This window comes from Streptomyces sp. NPDC019937 (genome assembly GCF_040631655.1).
GTDB lineage: Bacteria > Actinomycetota > Actinomycetes > Streptomycetales > Streptomycetaceae > Streptomyces.
Genome location: NZ_JBEYAL010000043.1, coordinates 1 through 14,565 on the forward strand (window position 1 = coordinate 1; position 14,565 = coordinate 14,565).

At 72.2% G+C, this 14,565-nt stretch carries 13 protein-coding genes; 7 read left to right on the forward strand and 6 right to left on the reverse strand.

Translation table 11 applies throughout. The features are described 5' to 3' along the window. Positions 1-121 precede the first annotated feature (121 nt). A complete protein-coding gene (locus ABZ562_RS33145; RefSeq protein ID WP_361486850.1) occupies positions 122-2,917 on the reverse strand; it encodes a penicillin acylase family protein in 2,796 nt (931 codons plus the stop codon). 259 nt (positions 2,918-3,176) lie between these two features. Here ABZ562_RS33145 and ABZ562_RS33150 point away from each other — a divergent pair, with 259 nt between their 5' ends. The 5 genes from ABZ562_RS33150 to mscL all read left to right on the forward strand — a co-directional run bounded on the left by ABZ562_RS33150 (position 3,177) and on the right by mscL (position 7,505). Next, positions 3,177-4,697 (forward strand): potassium/proton antiporter, encoded by a 1,521-nt coding sequence (locus ABZ562_RS33150; protein ID WP_361486853.1) that lies wholly within the window; start codon positions 3,177-3,179, stop codon positions 4,695-4,697. A 122-nt stretch (positions 4,698-4,819) separates the two neighbouring features. After that, positions 4,820-5,191, forward strand: a complete 372-nt coding sequence (locus tag ABZ562_RS33155; protein WP_361486855.1) for an FmdB family zinc ribbon protein — start codon at positions 4,820-4,822, stop codon at positions 5,189-5,191. A gap of 97 nt (positions 5,192-5,288) precedes the next feature. After that, positions 5,289-6,137 carry an S-methyl-5'-thioadenosine phosphorylase gene (locus tag ABZ562_RS33160; RefSeq protein WP_361486856.1) on the forward strand — a complete coding sequence of 283 codons (849 nt, stop codon included), beginning with the start codon at positions 5,289-5,291 and terminating at the stop codon, positions 6,135-6,137. 150 nt (positions 6,138-6,287) lie between these two features. Then, the gene (locus ABZ562_RS33165; RefSeq protein WP_361486858.1) at positions 6,288-6,926 is read left to right on the forward strand and encodes an RcpC/CpaB family pilus assembly protein; all 639 of its coding nucleotides are present in this window, start codon (positions 6,288-6,290) and stop codon (positions 6,924-6,926) included. Between the two features lie 93 nt (positions 6,927-7,019). After that, the gene (mscL, locus tag ABZ562_RS33170) at positions 7,020-7,505 is read left to right on the forward strand and encodes a large conductance mechanosensitive channel protein MscL (protein WP_361486860.1); all 486 of its coding nucleotides are present in this window, start codon (positions 7,020-7,022) and stop codon (positions 7,503-7,505) included. Positions 7,506-7,521: 16 nt separating this feature from the next. Here mscL and ABZ562_RS33175 read toward each other — a convergent pair whose 3' ends face one another. Then, entirely contained in the window at positions 7,522-7,710 is a 189-nt protein-coding gene (locus ABZ562_RS33175) for a hypothetical protein (RefSeq protein WP_361486862.1), read from the reverse strand. Positions 7,711-7,713: 3 nt separating this feature from the next. After that, entirely contained in the window at positions 7,714-8,256 is a 543-nt protein-coding gene (locus ABZ562_RS33180; protein WP_361486864.1) for an AMP-binding protein, read from the reverse strand. A gap of 202 nt (positions 8,257-8,458) precedes the next feature. On the opposite strand from ABZ562_RS33180, the gene ABZ562_RS33185 reads away from it, so the two are divergent. Continuing rightward, positions 8,459-9,607 (forward strand): P1 family peptidase, encoded by a 1,149-nt coding sequence (locus ABZ562_RS33185; RefSeq protein WP_361486867.1) that lies wholly within the window; start codon positions 8,459-8,461, stop codon positions 9,605-9,607. Positions 9,608-9,686: 79 nt separating this feature from the next. After that, positions 9,687-10,607, forward strand: a complete 921-nt coding sequence (locus ABZ562_RS33190) for an FAD-dependent oxidoreductase (RefSeq protein ID WP_361486870.1) — start codon at positions 9,687-9,689, stop codon at positions 10,605-10,607. Between the two features lie 7 nt (positions 10,608-10,614). Here the strand turns inward: ABZ562_RS33190 and ABZ562_RS33195 are convergent, their stop codons facing one another. The 3 genes from ABZ562_RS33195 to ABZ562_RS33205 form a co-directional block, all read right to left on the reverse strand. Continuing rightward, on the reverse strand, positions 10,615-12,756 hold the full coding sequence (locus ABZ562_RS33195) for a fructose-specific PTS transporter subunit EIIC (RefSeq protein WP_361486872.1): 2,142 nt from the start codon (positions 12,754-12,756) through the stop codon (positions 10,615-10,617). 85 nt (positions 12,757-12,841) lie between these two features. Continuing rightward, positions 12,842-13,786 carry a 1-phosphofructokinase gene (gene pfkB / locus ABZ562_RS33200; protein WP_361486874.1) on the reverse strand — a complete coding sequence of 315 codons (945 nt, stop codon included), beginning with the start codon at positions 13,784-13,786 and terminating at the stop codon, positions 12,842-12,844. Continuing rightward, entirely contained in the window at positions 13,783-14,544 is a 762-nt protein-coding gene (locus tag ABZ562_RS33205; RefSeq protein ID WP_361486877.1) for a DeoR/GlpR family DNA-binding transcription regulator, read from the reverse strand. The genes pfkB and ABZ562_RS33205 overlap by 4 nt, the downstream gene beginning before the upstream one ends. Between the last annotated feature and the right edge of the window lie 21 nt (positions 14,545-14,565).

Consider the following 14,565-nt stretch of genomic DNA (forward strand, 5'->3'; position numbering starts at 1 on the left):
GGTCATCAGGTACGCGCCGTCGCCGGAGGCGAACTTCTTGTGCCGGAAGGTTCGCGGGCTCCCTCCCCTGGCCGGGGGCGGGAGAGGCCCGCAGCGGGCCGTCTGCGGCCTCAGGGGCGCCTCAGGGAGTGAGGGCCAGCTGATCGTCGGTGGACTTGTCCACCGCGGTCTTGCTGAACGCCCAGGGCAGCAGCTCGCCCTTCGCCCACTTCTCGGTCTGGTCCGTGTAGTGCGCGTTGTAGGCGTGGCCGGAGGCGCCGGTGAGGTTGATCCACCGCGACTTGTCGAAGTTGTCCAGGTTGACGACCATCCGCATCGACGGCACCCAGGTGACGTCGTAGCCGCCCGCCGCGTTCCAGCCGGTCGCGTTGACCGCCGCCTCGCCGCCCGCGAGGTCCCACGGGCCGCGGTTCAGCATCCACTGGACGACCCCCGGGCCCTCGGTGCCCAGCGTCTGGTTCTTCAGCGTCAGCCGGTGCAGCCGGCCCCAGCTCCAGGTGTTGATGTTCTTGCCCAGCTTGGCGGTCAGCTCGGAGCGCGCGTTCTTCATGGCCTGGGCGAGGAGCTGGTCCCGGTTGGTCGCGCCCGGGTGGTTGCGGGTCCCGGCGGTCTTCCACCAGTCGTTGCCCGGCTCCTTGATGAGCTTCCGTACGACCTCGTACCAGCGGTCGCCGCCGTCGGGCTGGGCCTGGTCGGCGTCGCGCGTACCGCATTCGCGCACCAGGCGGGTGTTCCCGTCCAGGTCCTCCAGCGGACCGGAGTCCCCGGCCGGCCGCACCCGCAGGCACTGCCCCTTGACCCGCAGCTCCTTGGGCAGCTTGTCGCCGAAGGCGAGCATCAGGGTGTTGCGCCAGACGGAGTTGAAGTACGCGGCGGCCGCCGAATCGGCGTCCTGGGTGTAGTCCCAGCCCTCCAGGAGCTTCTGGGCCTCGCGGACGAACGGGTCCTTGACGTTGATCTTCAGCAGATAGGGCGTCAGCACCTTGGCGATCTCGCTGCTGTTGTCCGTCTGCAGGGACTGCATGTCATCCGTGGAGATCTTCCCGCCGTCCTTGATCTTGGATTCGATCAGGTCGGTGATGCGCTGGCTCCGCGCGCCGTATCCCCAGTCGTCGGTCAGCAGGTACGGATACTTCTTCTTGTCTATGACGGCCTGGTTGGCGGTGACGATGTAACCGCGGTCGGGGTTGTACTCCCAGGGCAGCGCCGACTGCGGAATGAACTTCGACGACCACCGGTAGCGCGAGTCCCAGCCGGGCGCCGGGTAGCGGCCGTCGCCCTCGTTGCGCACCGGAATCCTGCCCGGCGCCTGGTAGCCGATGTTGCCCTTGGTGTCGGCGTAGATGAGGTTCTGGGCGGGGACCGCGAAGTCGCGGGCCGCCTTGCGGAACTCGTCGAAGTTGCGCGCGGAGTTCAGCCCGAAGACCGCGTCCATGCTGTTGGACGGGGACAGGGCGGTCCACTTCAGGGCGACCGCGTAGCCGTCGCCGCGGTCGGGGGCCACATCGTCGGCCCCGCTGCCGACCGGCGCGCTCTTGCCGACGTTCGTCAGCTCGTCGTCCCGGTCGGAGACGATCGGCCCGTTGTTGGTGCTGCGTACCGTGATCGTGCGGTTCTTGCCGCCCGCGACCTTGATGGTCTCCTCACGGCTGCGGAACGGGACCTGCTTGCCGTCGTAGAGGTAGTGCGTCGCGGTGACCTTCTCCAGGTAGAGGTCGCTGACGTCGGCACCCAGGTTGGTCATGCCCCAGCTGATGTTCTGGTTGTGGCCTATGACCACGCCGGGCATCCCGGAGAAGGTGTAGCCCGCCGCGTCGAACGGGCACTTGCTGCTGACCTGGTTGCAGTGCAGGCCCATCTGGTACCAGACGGACGGCAGCTGGGGCGCCAGGTGCGGGTCGTTGGCCAGCAGCGGCTTGCCGGTGGTCGTGTACTTGCCGGAGACGACCCACGAGTTGGAGCCGATGCCGCTGCCGTTGGGGCCGAGCAGCGCCGGAACCTTCTCCAGGGTCTTCGACATCGACGTGAGCCGGCTCTGCAGCCCCTGGGTGGCTCCGCCCACCCCGCTCGGGACGCCGGTGGATCCCGCCGCGCCGCCCGTGGCGCCGGTGGACCCCGTGGCGCCCGCTGTGCCCGTCGACGTCGCCTTGGGGTCGAACTCGTCGGTGGCCTCGTTGAGCGCGCCGCCCTGGACGATCGGCTTGTTCCGGCTGTACGGATACGACGGGTACAGCTCTTCTATCTGCTTGGCGCTCAACCGGCTCGACGCCAGGGCGCGGTCCACCTCGTCCTGCATATTGCCGCGCAGGTCCCATGCCATGGCCTTGAGCCAGGCGACCGAGTCGACCGGGGTCCACTTCTCGGGCTTGTAGCCGTCGTTCTTGAAGTCCAGCGCCGCGTATTCGACCGACAGCGCCTTGCCCTCGTGATCCTTGAGGTAGGCGTTGACGCCGTCGGAGTAGGCCCGCAGATACTTCTTCGTCGACGGCGACAGCTTGGTGTCGTATTCCTGCTGCGCCACCCGGCGCCAGCCCATGGTGCGCAGGAACGCGTCGGTCTCCACCTGGCCGGAACCGAACATCTCGGAGAGCCGACCGGCCGTCATATGACGGCGGACGTCCATCTCCCAGAAGCGGTCCTGGGCCTGGACGAAGCCCTGGGCGCGGAACAGGTCCTCGGGTGAGTCGCCGTAGATCTGGGGTATGCCATTACCGTCGCGCTTGACCTGGACGGGATCGGAAAGCCCCTTGAGCTGCAGCGACCCCGTGGTCTCCGGGAAAGAGGCCCGCACGGTACTGATACTCCAGTACGTGCCGAAGCCGAGACCCCCCACGAGCAGCAGCACGACTGCGATCACGATCAGGCGGAGACGTCGGCCCTTCTTCTTGGGAGAAGAGCCGGTTTTGTTGGCGGGCATCGCTGTCCTTCGAGGGGCAGGGTGATCCTGGAGTGCTGGAGCAACCATAGGCGCAGGGCTGTCGCCGCCCCTACGCGGAGTCATGACTGACGCCGTCCACCGGCCACCGGACCGGGCCTCCCGCAGGTCTCCCACACCTCCGCGGGCGGCCCGTGTGGAAGGCCCGCGTCAAGAACCCGTAAAATGTTAGGTAAGGCAATGAAGTTCCGGTCGGCCGGGAACCGTTCATCTCGTCCCCGAAGGTCCTCCCGCCGCTCATGTGAGAAAGGTTCGGCCCCTGACTGTCCACCACCTCAATGAACTGCTGCTGGTCTGCTCTCTCGTCCTGCTCGTCGCGGTGGCGGCCGTAAGGATCTCCTCGCGCAGCGGGCTCCCCACCCTGCTGCTGTACCTCGGGATGGGCGTCGCCCTCGGCTCGGACGGGCTCGGCGTCACCTTCAACAACGCCGAACTGACGCAGGTCATCGGCTATGCCGCGCTGGTGGTGATCCTGGCCGAGGGCGGCCTGGGCACCAAGTGGCGCGAAATCAAACCCGCGCTGCCGACGGCCGCCGTGCTGTCGACCGCGGGCGTCGCGGTGAGCGTGGGGGTCACCGCGGCCGCGGCGCACTATGTGGTGGGGCTGGACTGGCGGCAGGCGCTGATCATCGGCGCGGTGGTGTCCTCCACGGACGCGGCGGCGGTCTTCTCCGTGCTGCGCAAGGTGCCGCTGCCCAAGCGGCTCACCGGCATCCTGGAGGCCGAATCGGGCTTCAACGACGCCCCAGTGGTGATCCTGGTCGTCGCCTTCTCCAGCCAGGGTCCGATCGACCACTGGTACGTCATGATCGGCGAGATAGCGCTGGAGCTGGCGATCGGCGCCGCCGTCGGACTGGCGATCGGCTGGCTCGGCTCGTACGGCCTGCGCCGGGTGGCGCTGCCCGCCTCGGGTCTGTACCCGATCGCGGTGATGGCCATCGCGGTCGTCGCGTACGCGGGCGGGGCGCTGGCACACGGCTCCGGCTTCCTCGCCGTCTACCTGGCCGCGCTCGTCATGGGCAACGCGAAGCTGCCCCACTGGCCGGCCACCCGCGGCTTCGCCGAGGGGCTCGGCTGGCTCGCCCAGATCGGCATGTTCATCCTGCTCGGACTGCTGGTGACGCCGCACGAACTGGCCGACGACATCTGGCCGGCCATCGTCGTCGGCCTGGTGCTGACCGCGGTCGCCCGGCCGGTGTCGGTGGTGGTCAGCACGATGCCGTTCCGGGTGGCGTGGCGGGAGAAGGCCCTGCTGTCCTGGGCCGGGCTGCGCGGCGCGGTGCCCATCGTGCTCGCCACCATCCCCATGGTCGGCGCGGTGCCCGACAGCCGCCGGGTCTTCAACATCGTCTTCGTCCTGGTGATCGTCTACACCCTGGTCCAGGGGCCGACGCTGCCCTGGCTCGCCACCCGGCTGCGGCTGGAGGAGACGGAGGGCACCGCGGACCTGGGCATCGAATCGGCGCCGCTGGAGCGGCTGCGCGGGCATCTGCTGTCGGTGTCGATCCCCAAGGACTCCCGGATGCACGGGGTGGAGGTCGCCGAGCTGCGGCTGCCGCCCGGGGCCGCGGTCACCCTCGTCGTCCGGGACGGCGCCAGCTTCGTCCCCCTGCCCTCGACCGTGCTGCGGCGCGGCGACGAACTCCTGGTCGTGGCCACCGACCCGGTCCGGGACGCGGCCGAGCAGCGGCTGCGGGCGGTCGGCCGGGGCGGCAAGCTGGCGGGCTGGCTGGGCACCGGGACGGCTGGCGGCAATGGCTGAGGACATGGCTGACGGCGTGGCGTAGGTCACCGTATGCCGTACCGCAGTGGACTGGCGGGCCGGAATACTGCACTATGGAGCGTCGTTAGCACTCAATGAGTGAGAGTGCCAGGAGGAAGTACGTGCCGACCTACCAGTACCAGTGCACCGAGTGCGGCGAGGGCCTCGAGGCGGTGCAGAAGTTCACCGACGACGCGCTCACCGAATGCCCCCAGTGCCAGGGCCGCCTGAAGAAGGTGTTCTCCGCGGTCGGCATCGTCTTCAAGGGCTCCGGCTTCTACCGGAACGACAGCCGCTCCTCGTCCAGCGGTTCGAGCGGCAGCTCGGCGAAGTCCGCGGCGAAGAGCGACAGCGGCTCGTCGTCGGACAAGACCTCGTCGTCTTCGTCCTCCTCCTCGGACACCTCCTCGGGGTCGTCTTCTTCCTCGTCTTCGTCGTCGACGTCTTCTTCTTCGTCGTCGTCATCGTCGAGCAGCACCAGCTCGGCCGCCTGACCTCGTACGCATCGCGCCCCCGTCCGCTTCCCGAGGGAAGCGGACGGGGGCGCGATGTGTTCCGGCGCCGCCCGCCGGGGCTGGCTAGGGTGATCGCATGGCCGAGACGAGCAGCGCACACGCAGACATAGGGGTCATCGGAGGGTCGGGGTTCTACGCCTTCCTCGACGACGTGACCGAGATCACCATGGAGACTCCCTATGGGGCTCCGAGCGATTCGCTCTTCCTCGGCGACATCGCGGGGCGGCGGGTCGCCTTCCTTCCCCGGCACGGGCGCAAGCACCATCTGCCGCCGCACCGGATCAACTACCGCGCCAACCTGTGGGCCCTGCGCGCGGCCGGAGTGCGGCAGGTGTTCGGGCCGTGCGCCGTGGGCGGACTGCGGCCGGAGTACGGGCCGGGGACGCTGCTGGTGCCGGACCAGCTGGTGGACCGCACCAAGGCACGCACCCAGACCTTCTTCGACGGTGAGCCGCTTCCGGACGGGCGGGTGCCGAACGTGGTGCACACGACCTTCGCCGACCCGTACTGCCCGGTGGGACGGCGGGCCGCGGTGGCGGCGGCACGCGGACGCGGCTGGGAGCCGGTGGACGGCGGGACGATGTGCGTGGTCGAGGGGCCGCGCTTCTCCACGCGGGCGGAATCGCGCTGGCACGCCGCCCAGGGCTGGTCGGTGGTCGGGATGACCGGACATCCGGAAGCGGTACTCGCCCGCGAACTGGGGCTGTGCTACACGTCTTTGACGCTGGTCACCGACCTGGACGCGGGGGTGGAGACGGGTGAGGGCGTCTCGCACGCCGAGGTGCTGAAGGTGTTCGGCGAGAACGTCGGGCGGCTGCGCGAGGTGCTCTTCGACGCGGTGAGCGGGCTTCCGGACAACGCCGACCGGGACTGCCTGTGCGCGCACGGGCACGAGGGCTGGGAACTGGGGATAGAGCTGCCGTAGCGGGCGGGCTGGGAGGGGTGCGCGCTCGTGTGGGGGACCGAGTTGTCCACAAGGCGGCGGCCGTCCACAGGCCCCGGCGGGATCGGGCGGGGACGGGCATGGTGAGGGGGCCAGAAGCTCCCGGCTCCTCACGGCAGGCGGTGTTGTGCCATGTCCCACCCGTTCTCCCCGTCCCCGTGCCCCGCGTCCTCGTTCCCGTCCCCCGCGTCCCCGCTCCGCGCGCCTTCTCCGCCGTCCCGTGCCACTCCCCCGGCCCGCGCGGTGCCGCCCTTCGGTCCGGTGCGGGTGGCGCGCGACGGGGGATACCGGCTGCGGCGGTCCGTGCGGCGACGGCGGCGCTCCATGGCGGCCGGGCTGGCACTGACGGCCGCCGCGCTCGCCGCCGCGGCACCGTCCGGTCAGGGCTCCGCGCGCCCGGAGCCCTCCCCCACCACCGCGGCCCGGAGCCGGTACGAGCCGTCGCACCCCGCCACGGTGTCCGCGCCCGTCCGGATCGCCGACGCGGCGGCGGTGCGGCTGCTGCACCCCGGCGACCGGGTGGACGTGCTGGCCGCGCCCACGTCCGAGGCCGTCCGGCGCCACGGCTCCGGTGCCCCGGCGCGGGTGGTCGCGCGCGGGGTCCGGGTGGCCTCCGTCCCCGGCCTCCGGGGCGGTGATCCGCCGGCGGTCGGGGTGGACGAACCGGATGCCGGGGCGCTGGTGGTGCTCACGGTGCCGCGTCCGGCCGCCGCCGACCTCGCCGGGGCCGAGGCCACCTCACGTCTGGCGGTGACCCTGTGCCGCTCCTGACACGCATGCCTCACCTCATGGGCCGAATCGACGCCGGTGTAGGTTGCGGAACCGTCCGCTCCTGCACCGTGGCGGCGAGAGAAAGGCAGTGGGTTGAGCACAGAGAAGGTGCCCGAGGAGAAGCAGAGCGTCCTGGAGGGCTTCAAGGCCTTCCTGATGCGCGGCAATGTGATCGACCTCGCGGTCGCGGTCGTCATCGGAGCCGCCTTCACCGCCGTCGTGAACTCCATAGTGAAGGGCTTGATCAATCCCATAGTCGGCGCCTTCGGCACGAAGGACCTGGAGAAGTACCGCTCCTGCCTCAAGGCGCCCTGCGAGACCAACGCGGCGGGCGAGGTGGCGCGCGGCATCCCGATCCTGTGGGGCAGCGTGCTGTCCGCCGTGCTGACCTTCCTCATCACCGCGGCGGTGGTGTACTTCCTGATGGTGCTGCCGATGTCGCGCTATCTGGCGCGCAAGGCCGCCCGGGAGCAGCGGGCGGAGGAGGAGCTGGCCGAGACGGAGGCCGAGGAGATCATCTTGCTCCGCGAGATCCGGGACGAGCTGGTGGCCCGCCGCGAAGGCGGCCCCAGCACCTGATCCAGCGCCTGCTCGGTCAGAGGTGGTGGGGCGGCTTCTCGTCGAGGAACCGGGCCAGATCCGCGGCGCTGTCGGCGCCGTGTCCGCCGGGAGTCCGCTCGCCCCACCCGCGGTCCGTGTCGTCCGAGGACGGCTGCGCCAGAGGGTCGTCGAAGATCAGCGCGGCGGCCGGATCGCGCGGTCCTGGGTCGGGGGCATCGCTCATGGCTCAAGCGTACGACCGCGGCAGCGGTTCGGTGTACCGGCCGAGCTCGTCGTGCCACCACAGGTCCCGGCCCGGCTTCCAGGACACCGGGCGGCCGAGGCGGTGCACGACCAGCACGTTCCGGACGCCGGGGCAGCCGGTGAGCGCCCGGTCGACGAGCTGCTTGAGCGGGTGCTGCTCGCCGCAGCGCTGTTCCCCGTCCGCGGTGATGACGATCTTGGCGTCCATCTCCCTGATCCGGTCGCGCAGTTCGTGCGGGCGCAGTCCCACCGGCAGGCTGCCGCGTACGACGTCGAGGCGGCCGCAGGCGAGCGTGGCGATCACGGATTCGGGCACCAGCGGCAGATGGACCGCCACCCGGTCACCGGCCCGGACTCCGAGCCGGGTGAGGGCGGCGGCGGCCCTGGCGGCCTGGTCGAGCAGTTCGGCGTGGGTCAGCTCCTCGGTGCAGTCGGGCTCGCTGATCCACCGGAGGGCCACTCGGGAGGTCTGCCGCGTGGCGGCGGCCAGGGTCGGGAGCTCCTCCGTCCGGGAGGCACGAGGCACGGCGGTATTCCTTGAGGCGGGGACGAACGGCATACCGCACAGCCTGCTGGCACGTCATCAACATCTGATGAACGACCGCTATATGAGGTGGAGATGGCCCGGCGCACGCAGCCCGGAGGTGCCCGCGGGAGCCCTCGTTCCGGGGCCGGTCACGCCTCGGTGCCCGACCATGACACGAGCCACCGTGCTACGCATAGCGTTCATGGATGCCGAGCGAACCACCCATGACTCCCCGCAACCCGGCCGGGCCGACGCACTGACGGATGTACCCGGGCTGCGCGTCGGCCATGCGCAGCGCACCGGAGGCGGATGGCTGACCGGAACGACCGTCGTGCTGGCCCCCGAGGGCGGCGCGGTCGCCGCCGTCGATGTGCGCGGCGGCGGCCCGGGCACCCGGGAGACCGACGCCCTCGATCCGCGCAATCTCGTCCAGCGCGTGGACGCCGTCGTGCTGACCGGCGGCAGCGCCTTCGGACTGGACAGCGCCTCCGGGGTGGCCGGCTGGCTGGAGGAGCACGGCCGCGGCTTCCGGGTGGGCCCCGATCCGGCGCAGGTCGTCCCGGTCGTCCCGGCGGCCGCCCTCTTCGACCTGGGCCGGGGCGGCGACTGGCGGGCCCGGCCGGGTGCCGACCTGGGCCGGGAGGCCGCCGAGGCGGCGGCCCGCTCGGAGCCGGGCGCGCCGGTGGCGCAGGGCAACGCGGGTGCGGGCGCGGGCGCGGTGGCCGGTGGGCTCAAGGGCGGCATGGGATCGGCGTCGCTGGTGCTGCCGTCCGGTGCCACGGTGGCCGCGCTGGTGGCGGTCAACGCGGTCGGATCGGTGGTCGACCCGCGGACCGGAGCGCTGTACGGGCAGGGGTATGGGCCGTCCGGTGATGCCGGGGCCCACCGCCCCGGTGGGGAGGAGCACGCGGAGGCGGCGCGCCGCCTGGCCGCCGCGCGGGCCGAGTCGGAGCGGCGCCAGGCCGCGTCGGTGCGGCCTCCGCTGAACACGACCCTGGCCGTGGTCGCCACCGACGCCGCGCTCAACCGGGCCCAGGCGCACAAGCTCGCGGGCACGGCGCACGACGGTCTGGCCCGGGCGATCCGGCCGGTGCATCTGATGTCCGACGGTGACACCGTCTTCGCCCTGGCCACCGGTGATCGCCCGCTGGTGCCGGAGGAGAGCGGGGACGGTGCGGAGGATCCGGCGTTCGGGGTGCACCGGGAGGCCGGGGCGCTGAACGAGGTGCTGGCGGCGGGGGCGGACGCGCTCACCCGGGCCGTGGTCAAGGCGGTGCTGGCGGCGGAGGGCGTGGACGGTCCGGGCGGGGTCTTCCCCGCGTACCGGGATCTGTACGGCGGACCGTTCTGAGCGGATGTCCGTCGGGCGGGCGAGAGGGCCCGAGTCGGGCCGAGAAGGGCTGAGCGGGATGAGAGGGAGGGGGATCACCATGGAGGCCGATCTGCTGGTTGTCGGCGGCGGTCCGGCGGGCTGTGCGGCCGCCGTGATGGCGGCGAGCCTCGGGATGCGGTCCGTCCTCGTCGAGTCGGGCGACGCGCTGTGCGGTGCGCTGCGGCGCATCCCGGTGGTGAACAACGTCCTGGGCTTCACCACCGGCCCGGGGATGGCGGCGGCGATCAAGGCCGACGTGGAGGGGTGTGACCTCTGCCGGGTCGCACTCGGGCGGCGGGCCACGCGGATCGAGGCGTTCGAGGACCGGGTGGAGGTGACGGTCCAGGGCCCGGGGGCGGCCGGCGCGCGGCTGACCGCGCCGTATGCCGTCGTCGCCACCGGGGTGGGGCCGCTGGCGCCCGCCGCCACCGGGTGGCTCTCGGGAGCGGAGGGCCGGGAGCTGCCCCAGCTGTGGGAGGCGGACGCCGCCGCGATCACCGGCCGCACGGTTCTGGTCCTCGGCGCGGACCGCCCACTGGGCACCCTCACCCGTGCCCATCCGGGCCTGCGGACCCGGTTCCTGGTCGCCCATCCGCCCGAGGACACCTACAAGACCGAGGAGATCGGGCAGGACGCCCGGGTGGAGCTGGTGGCCGTGCGGCGGCTGGAGTTGGGGCCTCCGTCCGCGCCGCCGCGGGCCGAGGCGCTGACCGTCGCGGGCGAGCGGCGTGCCCTCACGGCCGACCTGGTGTTCCTGAATCTGGGCAGCGCCCCGGCGCCGCCCGCCGGGTCCCTCGTCACCGGCGGGTCCGGCTACTGCCCGCCCGGGCGCCAGCCCCCACGTATCCGTACGGCCGGTGATCTGCGCTCCGCCCGCTTCCAGCGGATCGCGACCGCGATGGGCTCAGGCAGCGAGGCCGCGCTCAGCGCCTACTACGCTGCGCGCGGCCTCGCCACGGATGGGGTGGGGGATGGCTGAGATGGGGTCAGACCGCGACCGCCACCTTCTCCTCGTCCCCGGCGGCGCCCTTCGCGAAGGCGTCACCACCGGCCGTGGCCGTGGCGCCGGCCTCCGTCTTCTTCCGCAGCCCCTTGAGGAAGACCACCAGTCCGGCCGTCACCACCGTGCCCGCCACGATGGCCAGCAGGTAGAGGAACGGCTGACCGATCAGCGGGACCACGAAGATGCCGCCGTGCGGGGCGCGCAGCGTGCAGCCGAAGGCCATCGACAGCGCACCGGTGATCGCGCCGCCCACCATCGAGGAGGGGATCACCCGCAGCGGGTCGGCCGCCGCGAACGGAATGGCGCCCTCGCTGATGAAGGAGGCGCCCAGCACCCAGGCGGCCTTGCCGTTATCCCGCTCGGTCTTGGTGAACAGCTTCCCGCGCACGGTGGTGGCCAGCGCCATCGCCAGCGGCGGGACCATACCGGCCGCCATCACCGCGGCCATGATCTTGAGGCTGCCGTCGCTCGGGTTGGACACCGCGATGCCGCCGGTGGCGAAGGCGTACGCGACCTTGTTGACCGGGCCGCCGAGGTCGAAGCACATCATCAGGCCGAGGATCACGCCGAGGCCGATGGCGTTGGCGCCGGAGAGTCCGTTGAGCCAGTCGGTCATCGCCCCCTGGGCGGAGGCGATGGGCTTGCCGATCACCACGAACATCAGGAAGCCGACGATCGCCGAGGAGATCAGCGGGATCACCACGACCGGCATGATGCCGCGCAGTGCCGCCGGGACCTTGAACCGCTGGATGCCCATGACGACCGCGCCCGCGATCAGGCCCGCGGCCAGACCGCCGAGGAAGCCCGCCTTGATCGTGGTGGCGATGAAGCCGCCGACGAAACCGGGCACGAGCCCGGGCCGGTCGGCCATGCCGTAGGCGATGTATCCGGCCAGGACCGGCACCAGGAAGGTGAAGGCCGCGCTGCCGATCTGGAAGAGCAGCGCCGCCCAGCTGGCGGTCTCGGTCCACACGAAGTGGTCCGCGACCGACTTGGCGTTGGCGATCTCGTAGCCGCCGATCGCGAAGGCGAGCGCGATGAGCAGGCCGCCCGCGGCGACGAACGGGACCATGTAGCTGACGCCCGTCATCAGCCACTTGCGCAGCCGGGTACCGAAGTGGTCGCCGCCCGCGTCCATCGGGGCGGAGCCGTCCGAGGCGTCATCGGCCGCGTCCGCCGGTGCGCTGGTCTCGCCGCGCGCCGCCTTGTCGCGCGCCTCGGCCACCAGCTCCGCCGGGCGGTTGATGCCCGCCTTGACCCCGACGTCCACCGTCGGCTTCCCGGCGAACCGCTCCTTGTCCCGGACCTCCACATCGTGCGCGAAGATCACCGCGTCGGCGGCGGCGATGGTGGCGGCGGGCAGCTTCTCGAACCCGGCCGAGCCCTGGGTCTCCACGACCAGATCGACACCGGCCTCACGGGCGGCGTTCTCCAGCGACTCGGCGGCCATGTAGGTGTGCGCGATGCCGGTGGGACACGAAGTGACGGCGACGATCCGGAAGGGCGCCGCCGCGGCAGCCGGTGCGGGCGTGGCCCCGGCGGCCTCGGAGACCCCGGTCGGCGCGGAGGCCCCGGTCGGCTCCGCCGGGCCGTTCGCCGCGTCCTTCGGCTCCTCGGCCGCGGGCTCCTCCTCGGCGCTGTCCGGGGCGCTGGCCGCGGCACTGTCCGGGGCCGCGGAGGGTTCCTCGTCACCGCGGATCAGGGCGGCCGCCCGGGCCGGGTCGTCGGCGGCCCGCAGGGCGCCGGTGAACTCGGCGTTCATCAAAGAACGGGCGAGGCTGGACAGGATCGTCAGGTGATCGCTGTCGGCACCCGCGGGGGCCGCGATCAGGAAGATCAGGTCGGCCGGTCCGTCCGGCGCGCCGAAGTCGATCCGGGTCGCGCTGCGCCCGAAGGCCAGCGTCGGCTCGGTGACATGCTCGCTGCGGCAGTGGGGTATGCCGATGCCGCCGTCCAGGCCGGTCGGCATCTGCTCCTCGCGGGCCGCCACGTCGGCGAGGAAGCCGTCGAGGTCGGTGACCCGGCCCGCCGCGACCATGCGCTCGGCGAGCGACCGGGCGGCGGCTTCCTTGGTGTCGGCGGACAGGTCAAGGTCGACCAGATCCGCGGTGATCAGCTCACTCATCTCGCGGCTCCCTTGGGTGCGATACCGCCCTGGGGCAGGCGGGCGGAGGGGGTGGGGACTGGGGGGTGGGAGTGGGTCGGGCCGGTCACGCGGGCTCCTTGAGCACGCGTTCCAGCGGGACGTCCGACGTCGTGGTGACGGCGGACGGGTCCAGGTCGGCCGGGGTCGGCATCGCGCTGCCCGGCAGTTGTACGGCGGCCGCGCCATGGGCCACGGCCGAGGCGAGCGCGGCGGCTCCGGTGCCGCCCGCGGCGAGGAATCCGGCGAGCGAGGCATCGCCCGCACCGACATTACTGCGGACGGTCGCGACCTTGGCCGTACCGAAGTAGGCACCGGTCCCGTCGACCAGCAGCTGGCCGTCGGCGCCGAGGCTGGCCAGGACGGCGCGGGCACCCAGCTCGCGCAGCTCCTCGGCGGCCTTGACCGCCTCGCCCACGGTGGCGATCGGGCGGCCGACGGCCTGGGCGAGTTCCTCGGCGTTGGGCTTCACCACATCGGGGCGCTCGCGCAGGGCCGCGGTCAGGGAGGGGCCGGAGGTGTCCAGGGCGATCCTGGCGCCCGCGCGGTGGGCCCGGGCGACCAGCTCGGCGTACCACTCGGGGGCGAGCCCGCGCGGAAGGCTGCCGCAGCAGGCGATCCAGTCGGCGTCGGCGACCCGGCTCCGTACCGCCTCCAGCAGGGCCTCGGCCTCGGTGTCGCTCAGCTCGGGCCCGCTCGCGTTGAGCTTGGTGAGGGTGCCGTCCGGCTCGGCGACGGAGATGTTGACCCGGGTCGAGCCGCGCACCGGCACACCCGCCGCCTCGATGCCCAGCTCCTCGAGCAGCCGCGCCAGCAGCGCACCCTCGGGTCCGCCGAGCGGCAGCGCCGCCACGGTGCGGTGCCCGGCGGCGGCCACGGCGCGCGAGACGTTGACGCCCTTGCCGCCGGGATCGACGCGGTCGGTGGTGGCCCGCAGCACGGCGCCGCGCTCCAGCACCGGGATCTCGTACGTACGGTCCAGGCTGGGATTGGGGGTGACGGTGAGGATCATGCGCGTACTACTTCCGTGCCCTGCTTTTCGATGGCGAGGGCGTCCTGTGGGCTGAGACCGGTGTCCGTGATGAGCAGGTCGACATGGTCGAGGCCGCCGAAGCGGGCGAAGTGCTCCTGGCCGTACTTGCCGGAGTCGGCGAGCAGCACGACCCGGCGGGCGGAGCCGATCATGGCGCGCTTGACGGCGGCCTCCGCGAGGTCGGGGGTGGTCAGCCCGCTGTCCGGGGAGAAGCCGTTGGTGGCGAGGAAGACCACATCGGCCCTGATCTCGCCGTAGCCGCGCAGTGCCCAGGCGTCGACGGCGGCCCGGGTGCGGTGGCGGACCCGGCCGCCGACCAGGTGCAGGGCAATGCCGGGGTGGTCGGCGAGCCGGGCGGCGATCGGCAGCGCGTGGGTGACCACGGTGAGCCCGGCTTCCAGGGGGATGGCGGCGGCGAACCGGGCCGCCGTCGACCCGGCGTCGATGATCACGCTGCCGTCGGCGGGGAGTTCGGCGAGGGCGGCGCGCGCGATACGGTCCTTCTCGTCGGCGGCGGTGCTCTCGCGCTCGGCGAGGTCGGGCTCGAAGTCGAGACGTCCGGCCGGGATCGCGCCCCCGTGCACGCGGCGCACCAGACCGGCCCGGTCGAGGGCCCGCAGATCACGCCGCACGGTCTCGGCGGTGACCTGGAACTCCTCGGCGAGGGACAGGACATCCACCCGTCCGCTGTCGCGGGCGAGCCGGAGGATCTCCTGCTGACGCTCCGGTGCGTACATGTGGGTTTACGTCCCTTCCAT

Bases quoted from the DNA above. Each gene is read 5' to 3' on its own strand.
- ABZ562_RS33205 (WP_361486877.1), bottom strand. From the start codon at position 14,544: ATGTACGCACCGGAGCGTCAGCAGGAGATCCTCCGGCTCGCCCGCGAC.
- ABZ562_RS33185 (WP_361486867.1), top strand. From the start codon at position 8,459: ATGGATGCCGAGCGAACCACCCATGACTCCCCGCAACCCGGCCGGGCC.
- ABZ562_RS33165 (WP_361486858.1), top strand. From the start codon at position 6,288: ATGTCCCACCCGTTCTCCCCGTCCCCGTGCCCCGCGTCCTCGTTCCCG.
- ABZ562_RS33160 (WP_361486856.1), top strand. From the start codon at position 5,289: ATGGCCGAGACGAGCAGCGCACACGCAGACATAGGGGTCATCGGAGGG.
- ABZ562_RS33195 (WP_361486872.1), bottom strand. From the start codon at position 12,756: ATGAGTGAGCTGATCACCGCGGATCTGGTCGACCTTGACCTGTCCGCC.
- pfkB (WP_361486874.1), bottom strand. From the start codon at position 13,786: ATGATCCTCACCGTCACCCCCAATCCCAGCCTGGACCGTACGTACGAG.
- ABZ562_RS33145 (WP_361486850.1), bottom strand. From the start codon at position 2,917: ATGCCCGCCAACAAAACCGGCTCTTCTCCCAAGAAGAAGGGCCGACGT.
- ABZ562_RS33190 (WP_361486870.1), top strand. From the start codon at position 9,687: ATGGAGGCCGATCTGCTGGTTGTCGGCGGCGGTCCGGCGGGCTGTGCG.
- ABZ562_RS33175 (WP_361486862.1), bottom strand. From the start codon at position 7,710: ATGAGCGATGCCCCCGACCCAGGACCGCGCGATCCGGCCGCCGCGCTG.